This window comes from Bacillus sp. FS02 (genome assembly GCF_024398395.1).
GTDB lineage: Bacteria > Bacillota > Bacilli > Bacillales > Bacillaceae > Bacillus > Bacillus altitudinis.
Window position 1 is genome coordinate 1,421,344 of the sequence record NZ_CP074101.1, and the last position, 15,977, is coordinate 1,437,320.

12 protein-coding genes and 1 pseudogene are annotated in these 15,977 nt (G+C 43.9%); 6 read left to right on the forward strand and 7 right to left on the reverse strand.

All coding sequences use genetic code 11. The features are described from left to right. Positions 1 to 8: 8 nt before the first annotated feature. Complete coding sequence (locus KFQ09_RS07370; RefSeq protein WP_052746857.1) at positions 9 to 986, forward strand: FAD:protein FMN transferase; 978 nt, start codon at positions 9 to 11, stop codon at positions 984 to 986. Continuing rightward, positions 944 to 1,807 (forward strand): RnfABCDGE type electron transport complex subunit D, encoded by an 864-nt coding sequence (locus tag KFQ09_RS07375; RefSeq protein ID WP_144610455.1) that lies wholly within the window; start codon positions 944 to 946, stop codon positions 1,805 to 1,807. Before KFQ09_RS07370 ends, KFQ09_RS07375 begins: the two co-directional genes overlap by 43 nt. Before the next feature lie 46 nt (positions 1,808 to 1,853). On the opposite strand, the gene KFQ09_RS07380 is transcribed toward KFQ09_RS07375, so the two are convergent. From KFQ09_RS07380 to KFQ09_RS07395, 4 genes and pseudogenes are all read right to left on the reverse strand, one after another. Beyond that, positions 1,854 to 3,602, reverse strand: a complete 1,749-nt coding sequence (locus KFQ09_RS07380) for a methyl-accepting chemotaxis protein (protein ID WP_255836164.1) — start codon at positions 3,600 to 3,602, stop codon at positions 1,854 to 1,856. A gap of 96 nt (positions 3,603 to 3,698) precedes the next feature. Then, the gene (locus KFQ09_RS07385) at positions 3,699 to 4,820 is read right to left on the reverse strand and encodes a mannitol-1-phosphate 5-dehydrogenase (RefSeq protein WP_017366623.1); all 1,122 of its coding nucleotides are present in this window, start codon (positions 4,818 to 4,820) and stop codon (positions 3,699 to 3,701) included. Position 4,821: 1 nt separating this feature from the next. Further along, complete coding sequence (locus KFQ09_RS07390) at positions 4,822 to 5,256, reverse strand: PTS mannitol transporter subunit IIA (protein WP_046527414.1); 435 nt, start codon at positions 5,254 to 5,256, stop codon at positions 4,822 to 4,824. A 95-nt stretch (positions 5,257 to 5,351) separates the two neighbouring features. Continuing rightward, positions 5,352 to 6,793, reverse strand: a pseudogene (locus KFQ09_RS07395) (PTS mannitol transporter subunit IICB). Between the two features lie 504 nt (positions 6,794 to 7,297). Between KFQ09_RS07395 and KFQ09_RS07400 the strand changes: the two are divergent. The 3 genes from KFQ09_RS07400 to KFQ09_RS07410 all read left to right on the forward strand — a co-directional run bounded on the left by KFQ09_RS07400 (position 7,298) and on the right by KFQ09_RS07410 (position 10,290). Then, positions 7,298 to 8,932, forward strand: a complete 1,635-nt coding sequence (locus tag KFQ09_RS07400) for a copper resistance CopC/CopD family protein (protein WP_255836165.1) — start codon at positions 7,298 to 7,300, stop codon at positions 8,930 to 8,932. A gap of 16 nt (positions 8,933 to 8,948) precedes the next feature. Further along, positions 8,949 to 9,563, forward strand: a complete 615-nt coding sequence (locus KFQ09_RS07405; protein ID WP_017358509.1) for a YcnI family copper-binding membrane protein — start codon at positions 8,949 to 8,951, stop codon at positions 9,561 to 9,563. Positions 9,564 to 9,693: 130 nt separating this feature from the next. Then, a complete protein-coding gene (locus KFQ09_RS07410) occupies positions 9,694 to 10,290 on the forward strand; it encodes an NAD(P)H-dependent oxidoreductase (protein WP_065459847.1) in 597 nt (198 codons plus the stop codon). Positions 10,291 to 10,335: 45 nt separating this feature from the next. Here KFQ09_RS07410 and KFQ09_RS07415 read toward each other — a convergent pair whose 3' ends face one another. The 3 genes from KFQ09_RS07415 to gabT are packed head-to-tail and all read right to left on the reverse strand — an operon-like array spanning position 10,336 to position 14,431. Further along, positions 10,336 to 11,730 (reverse strand): NAD-dependent succinate-semialdehyde dehydrogenase, encoded by a 1,395-nt coding sequence (locus tag KFQ09_RS07415; RefSeq protein ID WP_108611487.1) that lies wholly within the window; start codon positions 11,728 to 11,730, stop codon positions 10,336 to 10,338. Further along, entirely contained in the window at positions 11,705 to 13,093 is a 1,389-nt protein-coding gene (locus tag KFQ09_RS07420; RefSeq protein ID WP_129548094.1) for an APC family permease, read from the reverse strand. Before KFQ09_RS07420 ends, KFQ09_RS07415 begins: the two co-directional genes overlap by 26 nt. Positions 13,094 to 13,114: 21 nt before the next feature. After that, positions 13,115 to 14,431, reverse strand: a complete 1,317-nt coding sequence (gene gabT, locus KFQ09_RS07425; RefSeq protein ID WP_255836166.1) for a 4-aminobutyrate--2-oxoglutarate transaminase — start codon at positions 14,429 to 14,431, stop codon at positions 13,115 to 13,117. Between the two features lie 108 nt (positions 14,432 to 14,539). On the opposite strand from gabT, the gene KFQ09_RS07430 reads away from it, so the two are divergent. After that, the gene (locus KFQ09_RS07430; RefSeq protein WP_255836168.1) at positions 14,540 to 15,964 is read left to right on the forward strand and encodes a MocR-like transcriptional regulator GabR; all 1,425 of its coding nucleotides are present in this window, start codon (positions 14,540 to 14,542) and stop codon (positions 15,962 to 15,964) included. Positions 15,965 to 15,977 lie beyond the last annotated feature (13 nt).

Sequence of the window (15,977 nt, forward strand, 5' to 3'; positions counted from 1 at the left end):
ACACTATGATGAAATGGTTAGGACAACAAAAACTGATAACTTATCAAAAATCCATGCTGGCTATGGGAACTGTTATCAATATTCAAGTGGTTGCCTATGAAGAAGATCGACGAGCTGTTTTAGAAGACATCAATCGCGCTTTTTCCATTTTTTACGATATCGAACATCGGTTTAGCCGTTTCCGCTCTGATTCGGAAGTCATGAAGTTAGCCAATCGCTCCAAGCAAGAGGTATTAGTCAGTGAAATGCTTTTCGATTTAACAGCCTATGCGTTAGAGTTAGCTGAATTAACAAATGGAAAGTATGATCCAACCATCGGGAAAGTCATGGAACAAAAAGGATTCGATCGTTTATATACGACAGGACAAACTTTTTCATCAGATGACGTACCACATACAGCTGTTCATTACCGTGACGTCCAGTTAAACGAGACGAATCGGACGATTTATTTGAACAAACCGCTGATTTTGGATTTTGGTTCTATTGCAAAGGGATTTGCGTGCGATCTTGCCGCAAAAGAGCTTGAAGCATGGGAAGGCTTTATGATGAATGCTGGTGGGGATGTGTTGGTATCTGGATTTAACGAACAACAAGAAGAGTGGACAATTGGGATTCGGCATCCCATTCACAAACAGACCAACATCTCGGTCATTCAAACGACTAATTGTGCGATTTGTACATCTGGAAGCTATGAACGGATCAGCCGTAATGATCCTCATACGCACCATTTGATTCACCCTCAAACGAAACAGTCTGAACAAAGTTTGTTAAGTTGTACCGTCATTGCACCACTCGGTATGCTCGCCGATAGTCTCTCTACAGCTGCTTTTTTATTAGGTAGAGAAGGAGGTTATTCTTTTTTAGCCGAACATGAAATACCTGCCGTGATGGTGGATCAAGATGCTGATATGACCCTAACACCGGAGATGAAGGAGGTTCCATCATGGAATTACAGCCAGCACCAACCACAGACCAAACATTTTTGAAATCATCGCCTTCACTAAAAACCTACATTCGGACGCCGAAACGGTATGTCATTGCCATTCTTTTGGTTCTTCTAGCCGCCGGCAGTCTGCACACTGGATTTCTTAGTGGTCTCACTACAGTTGCCACCAGCATCGGGACAGCACTAATTCTTGACACTTTTATTACAAGAGTGATTCGGAAACATCATAAACACACATTCCCTGATGGAGCTCTGCTCACAGGGCTGATTATTGGCATTGTTCTCAGTCCAGCCACTTCTTTTGCTGTATCTGCTTTCACAGCTGCAGCAGCCATTTTATCTAAGCATGTCATCACTTATCAAAAGAAGCCGATTTTGAATCCAGCTGCGTTTGGTTTATGGCTCTCAGTCATTTTATTTTCTTCCAATCAAAGCTGGTGGGGCGGCATGTCTCTTCTACCTTGGTGGACCCTATTCCTTGTGGTGGTCGGCGGTTATTTGGTGACAAGCCGCGTACAAAAGTTCCCGCAAGTTTTCGCCTTTCTAGCCGCATACGGACTCATTCACCTCATATTGGGATTCATCGGCCTAACGGATGCTTCATCTGCTTTTATTACGCCCTATTTAAATGCCGTCTTGTTCCTTGCATTCTTTATGTTGACTGATCCACCTACTTCACCAGCAAAGAATCGTGATCAAATCATCTTTGGTATCCTCTGTGCTGTCGTTTCATGTGTGGACTTCTATTTATTTAATAGCTTATCTTACTTACTCACAGGGCTTTTATGTGCCAATGCTTGGAAAGCCTATCGAACGTACCAAACAAATCAAAAGCGACGGGCAATAAGGACGAAAGTCTAAATAAAAAAAACGGACATCGACTTTTCGACGTCCGTTTGACCATACCTTATAAACGATAACGTGCAATATCTTGATTCAATCGCATGCTTAGCTCATTGAGCCTTTCTGCTGCCTTCGCCACATTGGAGATGGCGGTGACTTGTTCGTCAGTAGATGCAGTGATTTCTTCAATCGCTGCGGCATTTTCTTGAGAAATATGCGCTGCACCATGCATCGCTTTTGTGATGAGGTCGTTTTGTTCCAGTAATGTATTCAGCTCTTTTGCCATCGCATTCGTTTCAACGATGGTTTGTGAAATCGATGTAGAGATGGAATTGAATTCTTGTTCTGTTGCATGAACCGCTTCATCAAGCTCGGCAAAACGATCCATTGTTTTGGACATCATGCCAGCTGTAGCCGTCGTTTCTTCTTTAATGCCTTGAATCATCTGCTGTATTTGAACAGCTGATTGCTTTGTCTGTTCAGCTAAATTCCGCACTTCACTCGCCACAACCGAGAATCCTTTGCCATGCTCTCCTGCACGAGCTGCTTCAATGCTCGCATTCAGGGCCAGTAAGTTCGTTTCGTTTGAAATGCTTTCAATGGTATCTGTGATTTGAGAAATATCTTGTACTTTTGTACTTAACTGCTCAATCCCTGATCGAATGCCTTGAGATGCCTGAATGGATTGCTCATTTGATTGTTTTAATTGCTGGACAATTTGCTGACCCTGCTGGGAAGATTGGTTCGACTGGTCTGAAATTCGTTTGATCTGGTCGCTTTGTTCTTTGACATTTTCAATGGATTGATTGAACTGAGTCATTTGTTGATTGGCTACCTCAAGGTCTGATGCCTGATGAAGGGTCCCTGTTGAGATGTCTCCAATCGCTCTGCCAATTTCTTCACTGCTAGCGGATGTTTCTTCAGAGATGGCGGATAGATCTGTCGCAGATTCGACGAGCTGGCTGCTCGTTTCCTGCAAACCGCTCACAAGTGTTCTGAGCTCTCCTGACATATGATTAAAGCCTTTTGCCAACTGCCCAATTTCATCCGAGGTTTCTTTTAAGCTGGTGCGTTCAAGATTGCCCGCCGCAATTTCTTTTGAAGCAGCCGTGACTTGCTTGAGCAGTCTCACTTTACCTCGGGCTGCCAAATAAAAGACACCCATACTTAAAAGAGCAACACCTGCTGTAATGAGAATAATATAGAGCTTCATCTGCTCTAGTTCTTTATAAAATTCATCCTGAAATACGGCGATTCCTATACTCCAATTCCACGGTGTAAACTGGTTCATATAAGCGAGTTTTTGCTTTTCTTCCCCCGTGGCATCGTCTTTATCCATATAGGTGATATAGTGTGCATCCTCGCCTTTTGCTGTGGCGCCAGCGACCATTTTTTGACGATTTGTCGTGTTATCTGGGATGACGTCGATGTCGTTAACCGGATGAACCTGTGATGAATAATCGGCTCCATATGCGACAAGGTAGCCTTTATTTTTATAGATAAAATCTGATTTTTGAAATTGGTACCCTTTGCCGTTGTCATTTTTAGGCCCGCTCAAGTAAATACGGGCTTGTTCCTGCGCCTGTTCAAGCGTCAGTTCTTTGTTCTCCACACGGTCGTTCAATTGTTCAAGAGTGGCCATCGCTCCATTTACGATGTGTTTTAAATCTGCTTTCCCTGCATCAATTAAGACATTTTTCGCTAAAAAATACCCCGTTGTTCCTACAAGTCCGCCTGTTAAAATTGTAATAACGATAATGGCTGACATCAATTGAAAAAAGACACTCCTTGAAGCAAACGCTTTCTTTTTCATGTTCTAATTCCCCCTTACTACATATATCGTCATGCAGGGGAAAGTATTAAAAAAGTCATAGAAAAATCCCTTTCACGTTAGAAAGGGATTTTTTGATTATCGCTCGGTTTCTTTGAGGATGTCTTGATAGAGATCGTCTTCAGGTTTGAGTCCACATACCTCTTGAAGCACACCTTCAATGCCTTTTTCTTTCCTTAATGCCTGCAAGCGAACCGCTTCTTCGTCTTCTGCAAAGTCGTAAGCCAAAGCGGCAGCGATCCCTTTGATTAAGTACACTGGCTGCTTGATCTTTTTCGCTGGACCGATTAAACGGTCATCTGCTCCCAGCTTTCTAAGAGGAGAGCGTGCGACACGAGTCACTTCATCGGAAATAAAAGCATTTTCAAATCGCTTGATGATTTTTTGAATATACGCATCATGTTCTTCTTTTCGGAAGCCATACGCGTCAATTAAATAACTGCCCGTTTCATGAAGGGCACCTTCGACAACCTGACGAATGTCTGGTGTATCAACAGCTTCTTTAATGGTTTTTACGCCTTGCTGATACCCGACATAAGCCGCTAGTGCATGTCCTGTATTGACGGTGAAGAGCTTCCGTTCAATATACGGCGTCAAATCTTGGACAAAGGTCGCTCCGTCAATTTGAGGAACATCTCCAATAAAGCCCGTCTCATCAATGACCCACTCGAAAAATGGTTCAACCGACACTTTGAGAATGTCCTCATGGTGCTGAATCGGAACAATGCGATCAACCGCAGCGTTCGGAAAGCCAACGGTTTGTGATATCGCTGCTTGCTCATCTGCTGTTAAATGAGAGAACACCGCTTCTTTTAAATGAGCACTTCCCCCAATCATATTTTCACATGCCACGATGTTGATGATATGGTCCGGCTTTTTTTGTTTTAATCCTTCAGCAATCGATGAGGCAATGATCTTCAATACGGCTGGTCCAACAGCTGTTGTAATCAAATTGGCTGTGGCAACGGCCTCTGTTAATGCCGCTGGGTTTTGCGAAGAATTGATCGCTGATACTGGCCCGACTACTTCTTGCTTCTGCCCTGGTGCTGCGAGTTCAACCGTGTATTCTCCTCTTTCATTCAGCTCATTGATGACCGCTTCATTCACATCGGTAAAGACAAGCTCAAAGCCTGATGTCTTTAACAAAGATCCGATAAACCCTCTGCCAATATTCCCTGCTCCAAAATGAAGTGCCTTCATGTTAGTTCACCTCGTTAAAGATGGCGATCAGTTCATCCTGATCCTTTGCATGAATGATCCGTTCTACATTTTCTTCTTCTGAACAGACAATCGCAATTTGAGAAAGAATATCAAGATGCTCGTTGTTTTTCCCAGCGATCCCAAAGACGACTTTGGCCATATTTCCTTCACCGTATTCAACGCCATCAGGAATTTGGATAATGGAAATCCCTGAATGAAGGACAGCCGCTTTCGCATCCTCTGTTCCATGAGGGATCGCAATGCCGTTCCCCATGAATGTAGAAGAGATGTTTTCTCTTTCAAACATTTTGTCGACATAATCACTTGTGACATAGCCGTTTGCTACGAGGACTTCGCCTGCTTTTTTGATGGCTTCTTCTTTAGAACCTGCTTGTTCGTTTAGAAAAATATTGTCTTTAGAAAGTACTTGTTTCATACATGATCACACACCTTTTTTAGAATAAAAATCAGGAAAACAACCAAAACGGGGAGTTCAATTAGGAAAAATTGGACTCAACCCGTTTCGTCATGTTATTTTTTCAATTTCTCAATCAGCTCATCATATTTCGGGCTGTTTAAGAAATTATCCACTGAGATATGCACAGCGCCTGGCAGCTTTGCCTTGGCTCTGTCTGTTAAATCTTTATGAGTAAAGACCACATCCGCATCGTCTGGGATGTTGCTGATCGATGTGTTTGTCACATCGATATCAAGCTCTGCCTTTTTCACTTTGTTTTTCAGAATGGACGCACCCATTGCACTTGAGCCCATCCCTGCATCGCAGGCAAAGATGATTTTATTCACGTCATCTGGATTGACGTCACTTGGAGATGCTGCTTGCTCGTTTGCTTCAGCGTTTTCATTTTGTGCTGTAAGAGCAGCGGCCGCTGCACTTTTCTTGCCTTTCATGTCCTGCATCTTTTCTGTTGCTGCTGTTAAGTCTTCGTCAACTTCTTTAGACGCTTTCAAAATGACAGATGCAACAAGGAACGATACGATGGCTGCTACGACAACCCCTGCTAAAACCGCAAGATGACCGCCTTTTGGCGACATCAGCATAAGCGCAATAATACTCCCTGGTGACGGCACAGCTTTTAATCCTGCATTTAATAATGTGAACGTCAGGACACCACTTGCTCCCCTGCAATGACAGCCAAAATAAGTTTTGGTTTCATTAAGATGTACGGGAAGTAAATTTCATGGATTCCTCCTAAGAACTGAATCACAATGGCACCTGGTGCAGACTGTTTCGCATTTCCTCTTCCAAAGAACATATACGCAAGAAGAACACCTAAACCTGGCCCTGGGTTTGTTTCAAGCAAGAACAGAACAGACTGCCCTGTCTTCGCTGCTTGCTCCACCCCTAACGGACCTAAAATACCTTGGTTAATCGCATTGTTTAAGAACAATACTTTTGCTGGTTCAATGAAGATACTTGCCAGCGGTAGTAAATGAGCATTGACAATGATATCTACACCTGCCGCAAGGGCTTTATTCAGACCTAGTACCACTGGGCCGATGGCATAGAATGCAATGGCAACGAGAATGGCACCGAGGATACCTGCCGTAAAGTTATTCACAAGCATTTCAAAGCCAGATTTGATTCGGTCTTTGAACAGCTGGTCAATTTTCTTTATGAGATAACCGCCAAGCGGTCCCATGATCATGGCACCTAAAAACATTGGAATGTCTGAGCCAACAATGACGCCAATCGTAGCCGTAGCACCGAGCACTCCGCCTCGATGGTCATAGACGAGTTTACCGCCTGTGTAACCAATTAAGAGCGGTAGTAAGTAGTTAATCATCGGTCCAACGAGTGTAGCTAATTGTTCATTCGGAAGATAACCACTTGGAATGAACAAAGCTGTAATGAGTCCCCATGCAATAAATGCACCAATATTCGGCATAATCATGCCGCTTAAATAGCTTCCAAAGCGCTGTACTTTCACGCGGAATCCGCTTTTTTCCTGCATCTGTGAAAACCCCTTTCTTCTCTCCCTTTATTTCGGGCTTTATAGGTCAAAAGATATAAGAACAAGAGTCAGTGAAGCCCTTATACCTATCGTAAAACGCTTTCACTTTCCCTTCAATTGAAACTAAATGTCACTTTGTCACTTAGTGTGTGACAAAATTGAAAAATGATGTGAATTCTCTTTCAGATCATAGAAGATAGTGGCTGAAAAGGTGAATCAGCCGGCATTTTCTCGAAAATTCATTGGAATTTCACAACTTTCAAATCGTCACTTCTTGTTTCCTTTACATAAATCGAATAGGCTTATATTGATCAAACATTCAAGAAACGTCTGCGCAGACAAGACATGACACAGAAAAAGTGAACCATCTTGCTATTTGTTTCGTTTACCTTTTAGAGTGGGCGGTACAATAGAAAGAGCGGTTTTTTCTGTGACTCACAGTTTACTGCCGCTTTCTTTCTGATACATGAGACATTTTCATAGGTAGAAAGGCGGTTATTCACATTGTTGAAATATCGTAAGTGGCTTCTGCTGCTCATCTTCATGTTCTCATTTTTCATTCCAAAAGAAGCATTTGCTCATGCATATGTGGTGAGCTCAAATCCAGTAGCAAATGAAGAGCTGGATCAGCAGCCTCCTGCAGTCTCGATCACCTTTAGTGAAGGAATCGAAAGCGGATTTCATGCCATTAAGGTGTTCAATGCAAAAGGGGATCGTGTCGATCAAGGAGATACGGTCATCAAAGAGCAAAAGATCATGGAAGCAGCTTTAAAAAAGAATTTACCTAAAGGAATTTACACCATTCAATGGAATGCGGTATCAGCCGATGGACACTCTGTGGCTGGCATGATTCCGTTTAGTATCGGAAAAGCGGATGGAGGATTTGATCAATTAGATCAAGGACAATCAAGTGAATCCATCGACATGGCTTCAACCATTGACAAAGCCTTTCTGTATACGTCATTTAGCTTATTTCTTGGAACCATTTTATTTGGGCTTCTATGGTTTAAAGCGGCCATAACCGACGTTTTAGCCCGGCGAATGAAGCGACTTTTGACTGTTTCACTGATCATGATGGGCGGAGCACTCTTGTTTCAGCTACCGATTCAAACAAAATCAGCAGCAGACGTGTCCTTTTTAGGGGCATTTCAACCATCGCTTTTACAAGAAACCATTGCGTCGACTTCGGGCGGGAGTCTGTGGATGATGCTAATGGCGTCATTTGTTCTACTGACGATCTGGACAATTGTGGCGATGAAAAAAGGAAACTTCACTTCCTTCCGGGTATGGCTGTTTCCACTGCTCATTTTCATCGTGCTTCTTTGGCTGAAAGCACAAATCGGTCATCCAGCCGCTACAGATAATAAAATACTGACAACGTCACTCGATTTCATTCATCTCGTTTCTGCATCTATTTGGGTCGGCGGCTTAACAGCCATTGTCCTTCTTTTGATGAAGAAACTGCCGAATGAAGATCAGCCGCTCATACGCAGCACCCTGACAGCTTTTCATCCGTGGGCACTGCTCTCAGTTGGACTGATTGTGTTTTCTGGGTTTGTGAATGCGATTTTTATCCTGCAATCATTTGATGCCCTTTTCCAATCAGCCTATGGACGCACCTTCTTAATCAAACTTGGTTTATTTATCATCATGGGTCTACTTGGGCTCGTCCATTATTTGATGCTGAGATGGGAAAAGAAGCAGAAACGAAACGTATCTTTACGAGCAGAGTGGATCATTGGGATCGCTATTTTACTATTAACAGCCGTATTCACCAATATCCCAAGCCCTCCGCCGCCTGCACCAGAGCCATTCTTTGGAGCCAATCAGGTGGAGCATCGTGACCTTGTGTCTTTGAGCATTACCCCGAATGCTCCTGGTAAAAACACGTTCGAGGTGGCATTTACGAAGAAGGATGGACAAACGATCACAGACATTCAATCTGTGACAGCTAAGATCCACAAAGTCTCCTTGTTCGGTGATGAAACGCCAAACGAATTTCAGCTGAAACGATTAAAGAATGGACACTTCTCGGCTGAAAACCTCTTACTAAATGAAAAAGGCACTTGGAAAATTGAGATTCATGCATTAACTGGTTCTTTTGACAACATCGATACGACATTCATTAGAAGAAACTAAAAGGAGTTCATATCATATGAAAAAATACGTTAAAGCTTTATTACCAATGCTTCTCGCTTCATTTTTACTGGCGATTCCTGTGAGTGCACACGTGACAGTCAAACCTGATACATCTGCAACGAATGCTTGGGAAACCTATACGTTAAAAGTACCTTCTGAAAGCGACAGTCCGACAACAAAGGTTGTCATCACGATGCCTAAAGGCGTAGAATTCCAGCAATACGAGCCAGTGCCTGGCTGGAAAACAACAACTGAAGAGAAAAACGGAAAAGTCACAAGAGTCACTTGGGAAGCAACTGGCGATGGTGTCCTTGCTGGCCAGTTCCAGCAATTCGTGTTTGTCGCAAAAAACCCTGAAAAAGCCGGCGAAGCGGCATGGGATGCCTATCAATATTACAAGGATGGAACAGTAGTTGAATGGACTGGCGACAAGGACGCTGATAAGCCTCATTCGATCACAAACATTGTTGCGTCTAATACCGTAACGGATTCACATGGTCAAGAAAAACCAAAAGAAGAAAAGGCATCTGAAACAGCCTCTTCTTCTTCTTCACCACTTGTTCTTGGTCTGTCCATTGCAGCCTTAGTTGTGGCATTGATTGCACTTGGACTTGCTTTTAGAAAGAAATAAGCCTTACATGAGCGATCGTTTTTTCAAGCGGTCGCTTTTTATTTTCCCAACCTATCATTTCCAATATAGGATTGAATAGGATACTCGTGCATGCCATAATGAGACACATGACCACCTAGGAGGCTATGAGATGAACCATCTAATCATATTTGCTCATCCCCAGCAAAGCTTAAATCAAACCCTATTAGATCTTGTTGTAAGCACTCTTTTGAACAATGGTCATGATGTGACGGTTCGTGATGTGTATAGCATTGGCTTTCCGCCAGAGCTGACAACAGCAGAAAAGGTTGCCATGAGAAACGGACATGTGCCGGTACCGGTTCAAAGAGAGCAGAAGCTGATTCAACAAGCTGATGTCCTCACGTTTATCTTTCCAATATGGTGGACAGGCTTGCCGGCGATGCTAAAGGGTTATGTGGAGCGCGTTTTTTCAGAGGGGTTTGCGTATGAGATCAATGAAAACGGAGTGGTGAAAAATCTGCTTCGAGACAAAAAAGGGGTCATTATTAATACGCATGATGCACCGAGGACCTTTCTTGATTCAAATATGATCATCACCCCCAGCCATCACATGACGACAGATACAGCCGCCTTCGATCTGATCGGCGTTGAGCCAGTCGAACGGCTCTTGTTCAGCAGCATGGAACAAGCATCTGCAGACGACATCCACGAGATTCTCAAAGAAACAAAAGAAACGGTGGATCAACTTTTCCCACCGGCTGTTTAACATAAAAAAGACTACCGAGGCTTCTCGGACAGTCTTTTTCACATGTTATTCGTCTAAACCAATTGACACATACTTCGTTTCTAAATAAGGCTCGATGCCTTCGATGCCACCTTCACGGCCAATACCGCTCTCTTTCATACCGCCGAAAGGTGCCTGCACAGCGGATGGTCCGCCGTCATTCCAGCCAATAATCCCGTAATCTAGATTCTCAGATATATAGAGACCATTGCGGTAATTCTCTGTAAAGAAATAAGCCGCAAGTCCAAAAGGTGTATCGTTCGCTAATTCAATGGCTTCATCTAATGTGCTAAATGTCGTAATGGGTGCAACTGGACCAAACGTCTCTTCATGCATAATGTTCATTGAAGGATCGACATGAGTTAGCACCGTCGGCTGAACAAAATAATACGACTTCTCATCGTCAAAATGTGTATCGCCGCCGACAAGAACTTTCGCCCCTTTATCCACGGCATCTTGAATTTGGTCGACAATTTTATCGAAGCCTCGCTTATTGATAATCGGTCCGATGGACGTGCCTTCCTCAAACCCATTTCCTACTTTCAGCTTTTCCACTTCTTTGCTGAAACTTTGCGCAAATGCTTCATGAATTTCTTCATGGACAATTAATCGATTGGCACAAACACACGTCTGACCTGCATTACGGAATTTAGATGCCACTGCTTGTTTCACAGCCAATTCAAGGTTGGCGTCCTTATCTACGATCAGCGGGGCATGACCGCCAAGTTCCATAGAAACGTGTTTCACTGTGCTCGCACTGTTTTTGATGAGATGTTTTCCAACTGGTGTTGAGCCAGTAAACGTGATCTTGCGGATCAATGGACTATCTGTGAAGATTTCCCCCACTTCTTTTCCATCTCCAATCACCCATTGCAAGGCATCCTCTGGAATTCCGGCTTCATGGCCTAATTTCACAAGCTCAATGGCCGTAAGCGGCGTGTCTTCAGCAGGTTTCACGATAAACGTACAGCCCGCCGCAAGCGCTGGTGCAGCCTTCCTTGTAATCATCGCCGCAGGGAAATTCCATGGTGTAATGGCGGCAACAGGACCGACTGGCTGTTTTGTGACAAATAGGCGCTTGTTTGTCGTATGAGACGGGATCGTTCTGCCGTAAATCCGCTTTGCTTCCTCTGCGTACCATTCAATATATCCAGCGGCATAGACGATTTCCCCTAATGCTTCTTGATACGGCTTCCCGTTTTCTTCTGTGATGATTTTTGCAAGCCTTTCTTTATGCTCAATCATGAGATCAAACCACTTGCGAATGATATTTGCACGTTCATGGGCTGACGTTTTTGCCCATGTTTTGAATGCTTTGTGTGAGCGAGTGATCGCAGCTTCAATCTGTTTTTTTGTATGCTGAGCAACTGAGGCAATTTCTTCTCCGGTTGCAGGATTATACACTTTGAGTTCGTTTGTCATGCTCTACCTTCTCCTTCGTTCTTGGATTCATTACATATAGTATATACCCAATGAGTGCCCAACCTAAAAGCAAAATCCATTCAGCTGGCCATGATAAGGAGGCCGGCATCCCTGGAAAATAAAATGAAAGAAAAAGGAAACTAAGTCCAATGGCTAAAACGCCGGTCGTCCGCCAATATTTAATGCGGTATGGTCGCTCAAGCTCAGGTTCTTTCTTGCGAAGTCTCATAAAGGCAATGGACACAATCAAATACCCAACGATGATGCCCACACCGCCTGCATTAACAATCCACACGAGGGCAGGTCGGCCTAGTAATGGTGCAAAAAATGCAAGTGCACCTAAGAACAAAATGGCATTTGTCGGTGTTTTATACTTCGGATGAATATACGCAAACCATTTGGAAATCATGCCTCTTTCCGCCATTGCGTAGAGGATACGGCTTGCACCAATGATAAATGCATTCCAGCTCGTCACAATGCCTGCTACACCACCAATGACAAGCACAGTCCCAAACGCCTGATGACCAAGAAGCTGTACCATGGCATCTGCTGTTGCCAGTGATGAAGCCTCAAGCTGACCTTTTGACAATCCTGCCGCTACTCCAAAGACAATGAGTAGATAAAATACAACCGCACTCACAATGGAGATAATCAAAATTCTCCCGATGATCTTCTTAGGTGCATTAATCTCCGCCGCTACCTGCGGGATGACATCAAACCCAACGAATAAAAAGGGAATCATCACTAACACAGCCATCAGACCGCCAACCCCGCCCTGAAACATCGGCTCAAGGTTTGCAAAATCTCCATTAAATGTAGCTCCGCCTAATAGAAGAAAACCTGTCAGGATAATGGCCACTGTGAACACCGATTGAAAAATGGCAGCAGGCTTTGCGCCAATGTAGTTCAGAGCTGTTAAAAACAGCGCACCGCCAGATCCAATCAACACCCATGTAAAGTAAACATCCCATCCTCCTATATTCCATAGGAAACCAACATGCTGTGTTGGAATGACATAGTCAATGACTGTCGGAAGTGCGACCGCTTCAAACGTAATCACGGACACATAACCGAACAATACGCCCCATGCGGAGACAAACGCTGATTTGATCCCAAATGCCCGCTGGACAAAGACGAGTCCTCCGCCTGTTTCTGGAATCGCAGAGGAAAGCTCTGCATACGTTAGTCCAATAAAGATCACGAGAATGCCCCCTATGACAAAGGCAATCACACTTCCTAAAAATCCAGCTGTTAAAATCCAATCTCCCGAAAGTACAACCCAGCCCCAGCCAAGCATTGCACCAATGGATAAAAACAGTACGTCTGACTGCGACATGGTTTTAGCCATTTGTTGTTTTTGCATACAACCATCCCCCTTTGTTGTTTAGCGTGCTGTGAAGGCGTCTTCGATAATCCCTAGTCCTTCTTGCAGCAGCTCATCTGTGATGACAAGTGGTGTTAAAAAGCGAATAATATTCCCATTGATCCCTGCCGTTAATAAGAGTAGTCCGTGCTTGTTTGCATAGGCTGCAATCGCTGCGGCTGTCTTCTTATCTGGTGTACGCGTTGTTTGATCTTCCACAATTTCAATGGCCGCCATTGCCCCTAATCGCCGGACTTCCCCGATGAATGAGTACTTACTTCTCCACTCATTCGCTTTGTCCTCAATGACTTGTCCAATGTGTTCAGATCGTTCATTCAGTTGTTCTGTTTCAATAATATCAAGTACAGCCAAAGCTGCCACACAGCCTAATGGACTGCCAGCATACGTCCCTCCTAGCTCCCCTGGGTCCGCTGCATCCAGCAATTCTTTTCTGCCAACAACACCGCTCAGCGGCAGGCCAGCTGCAAGTGATTTTGACACAGTGATTAAGTCTGGCACCACATCGTAGTGCTCAATCGCAAAATATTTCCCTGTTCTTGCAAATCCTGTTTGGATTTCATCTGCCACGAATACGATTCCATGCTGCTGACAGAATGAAGCGACGTGCTGGACAAAACGCTTCGATGGTACAATGAATCCGCCCTCCCCTTGGACTGGCTCCATCACCACACAAGCGACCGTTTCTGGTGCAACGGTTGCGACAAAGAATTGATTGAACTGATCAATGATGTATTCGTCGTAGGCTGCATCGCTTAATCCTTCAGGTTTTTCATAGTAATAAGGATACGGCGCTTGATAGACCTCTGATGCAAATGGGCCGAATCCAAATTTATAAGGCTTGACCTTGCTTGTCATGCTCATCGTCATATTCGTTCTTCCGTGGAACCCTCTTGTAAATGAGACAACCGCTTGTCTTTTCGTATATTTACGGGCAATTTTCACTGCGTTCTCAACCGCTTCTGCACCTGAATTTAAGAAAATGGCTTTTTTGTCATGGTCGCCTGGTGTAAGGTGGCATAGCTTTTCTGCTAATTCGATATAGGATTCGTACATCATGACATTAAATCCTGGGTGAATCAGGCTGTCTGCCTGCGCTTTGACTGCTTCCACAACCTTTGGATGAGAGTGTCCTACATTTAATGTACCGATGGCCCCTGCAAAATCGATAAAACGATTGCCATCAATATCGAAAAGCTCGGCTCCCTTTCCTTTCGCTGCAAGATGACGGTTGCCATTACTTACGCCTCTTGCGACGTATTGATCTCTTTTCCCCTGCCATTCCTCTGTTGAAAAACGGTTTGTTGTCGTTTGACTCATTGTCATCCATCCCCTTTATGTCTTTTTTATTATTCTGAATATTTTTTGGTATGATAGAAAGTACCAATATCATTTTTTTCATGGTACCAGAGAGGATGGAATGACGAGATGCTGACAATTCAACTAGATCAAACAGGGGAAAACGGATTTATTTATCATCAAATTTATACAAAAATTAAAGAGGAAATTTTAAACCGTAACCTGCAACCACACGATCAATTACCATCTAAACGAGAGTTAGCAGATACTTTAAACGTCAGCGTCAATTCAGTGAATGGCGCCTATCAGCAGCTGCTTGCCGAGGGATATTTATATTCAGTTGAACGGAAAGGCTTTTTTGTGGAATCACTGGAAACATTTCATGAATCAGGTCAACTGAAACCCTCTTCCCTTCCAGCAGATTTAAAGGAAAATCCGATTGAGCGAGATGACTGGTATTCCTTTTCACATATTTCTGTTGATACAGCCAATTTTCCTTTTAAAAGCTGGCTGAAAAGTGAGCAAAAAGCGATTCATCTCCACCAAGACGCCTTTGGTGAGCTGCCGCACCCACAAGGCGTCTATGAGCTGCGGGAAACGATTGCCCGGCTGATTGGACTTGCACGAGGGGTCAAATGCTACCCTGAACAGCTCATTTTAAGTGCAGGTACACAGTCGCTCATTCATTCGTTATCTAGCATCCTTCCAGCTGATCAAATATATGGATTAGAAAACCCCGGCTACCGCAGACTGTATCAAATGCTGAAAAACAATCATCACCGGATTGAAACGATTGGCATTGATCAAAAAGGGGTGCGGATGAGCGATATTCAGAAGAAAGAGCCAAATGTCTTGATCATTACGCCTTCTCATCAGTTCCCAACAGGGGTGATCATGCCGATTTCTAGGCGGATACAGCTATTAAACTGGGCAGCTGATCAGCCAGATCGCTATATCATTGAGGACGATTATGACAGTGAATTTAAGTACGGCACAGACAGCATACCGGCGCTGCAGAGCCTTGACCGCTATGACAAAGTCATTTATATGGGGACCTTTTCGAAATCATTGCTGCCCGGCTTGAGGATCAGCTACATGGTGCTACCGCAACATTTATTAAGACGCTATAAGGAAGAACAGCACTTTTTCATCCAAACGGCCAACCTTTTTACACAATACACCCTTCTTTATTTTATAAAAGATGGCGCCTATCAGCGGCATATTAAAAGAATGAATGGGCTATACGAGGAAAAACGAAAACAGCTCATTGGAGAGCTCGACACTGTCTTTTGTGACAACGTACGGATTATCGGGGAAAATGCAGGGCTGCATTTTATCGCAGAATTCCGCTCAGATCGGACGCAGCATGAGATTTTACAGCGTGCCAAAGACCGAAAGCTGAAAATGTACGGGATGGACCGTTTTACCCTTGATGAGCATGTGCCTGGTCACAAAGAAGGCTTTGTCCCGCTTGTCCTCGGTTTCTCTCATATGCGGCCAGAGGATATTAAGCCAGCGGTGAAACGCCTGTATGACTCGATTTATGGGAAATAAAACAGCTCATGTA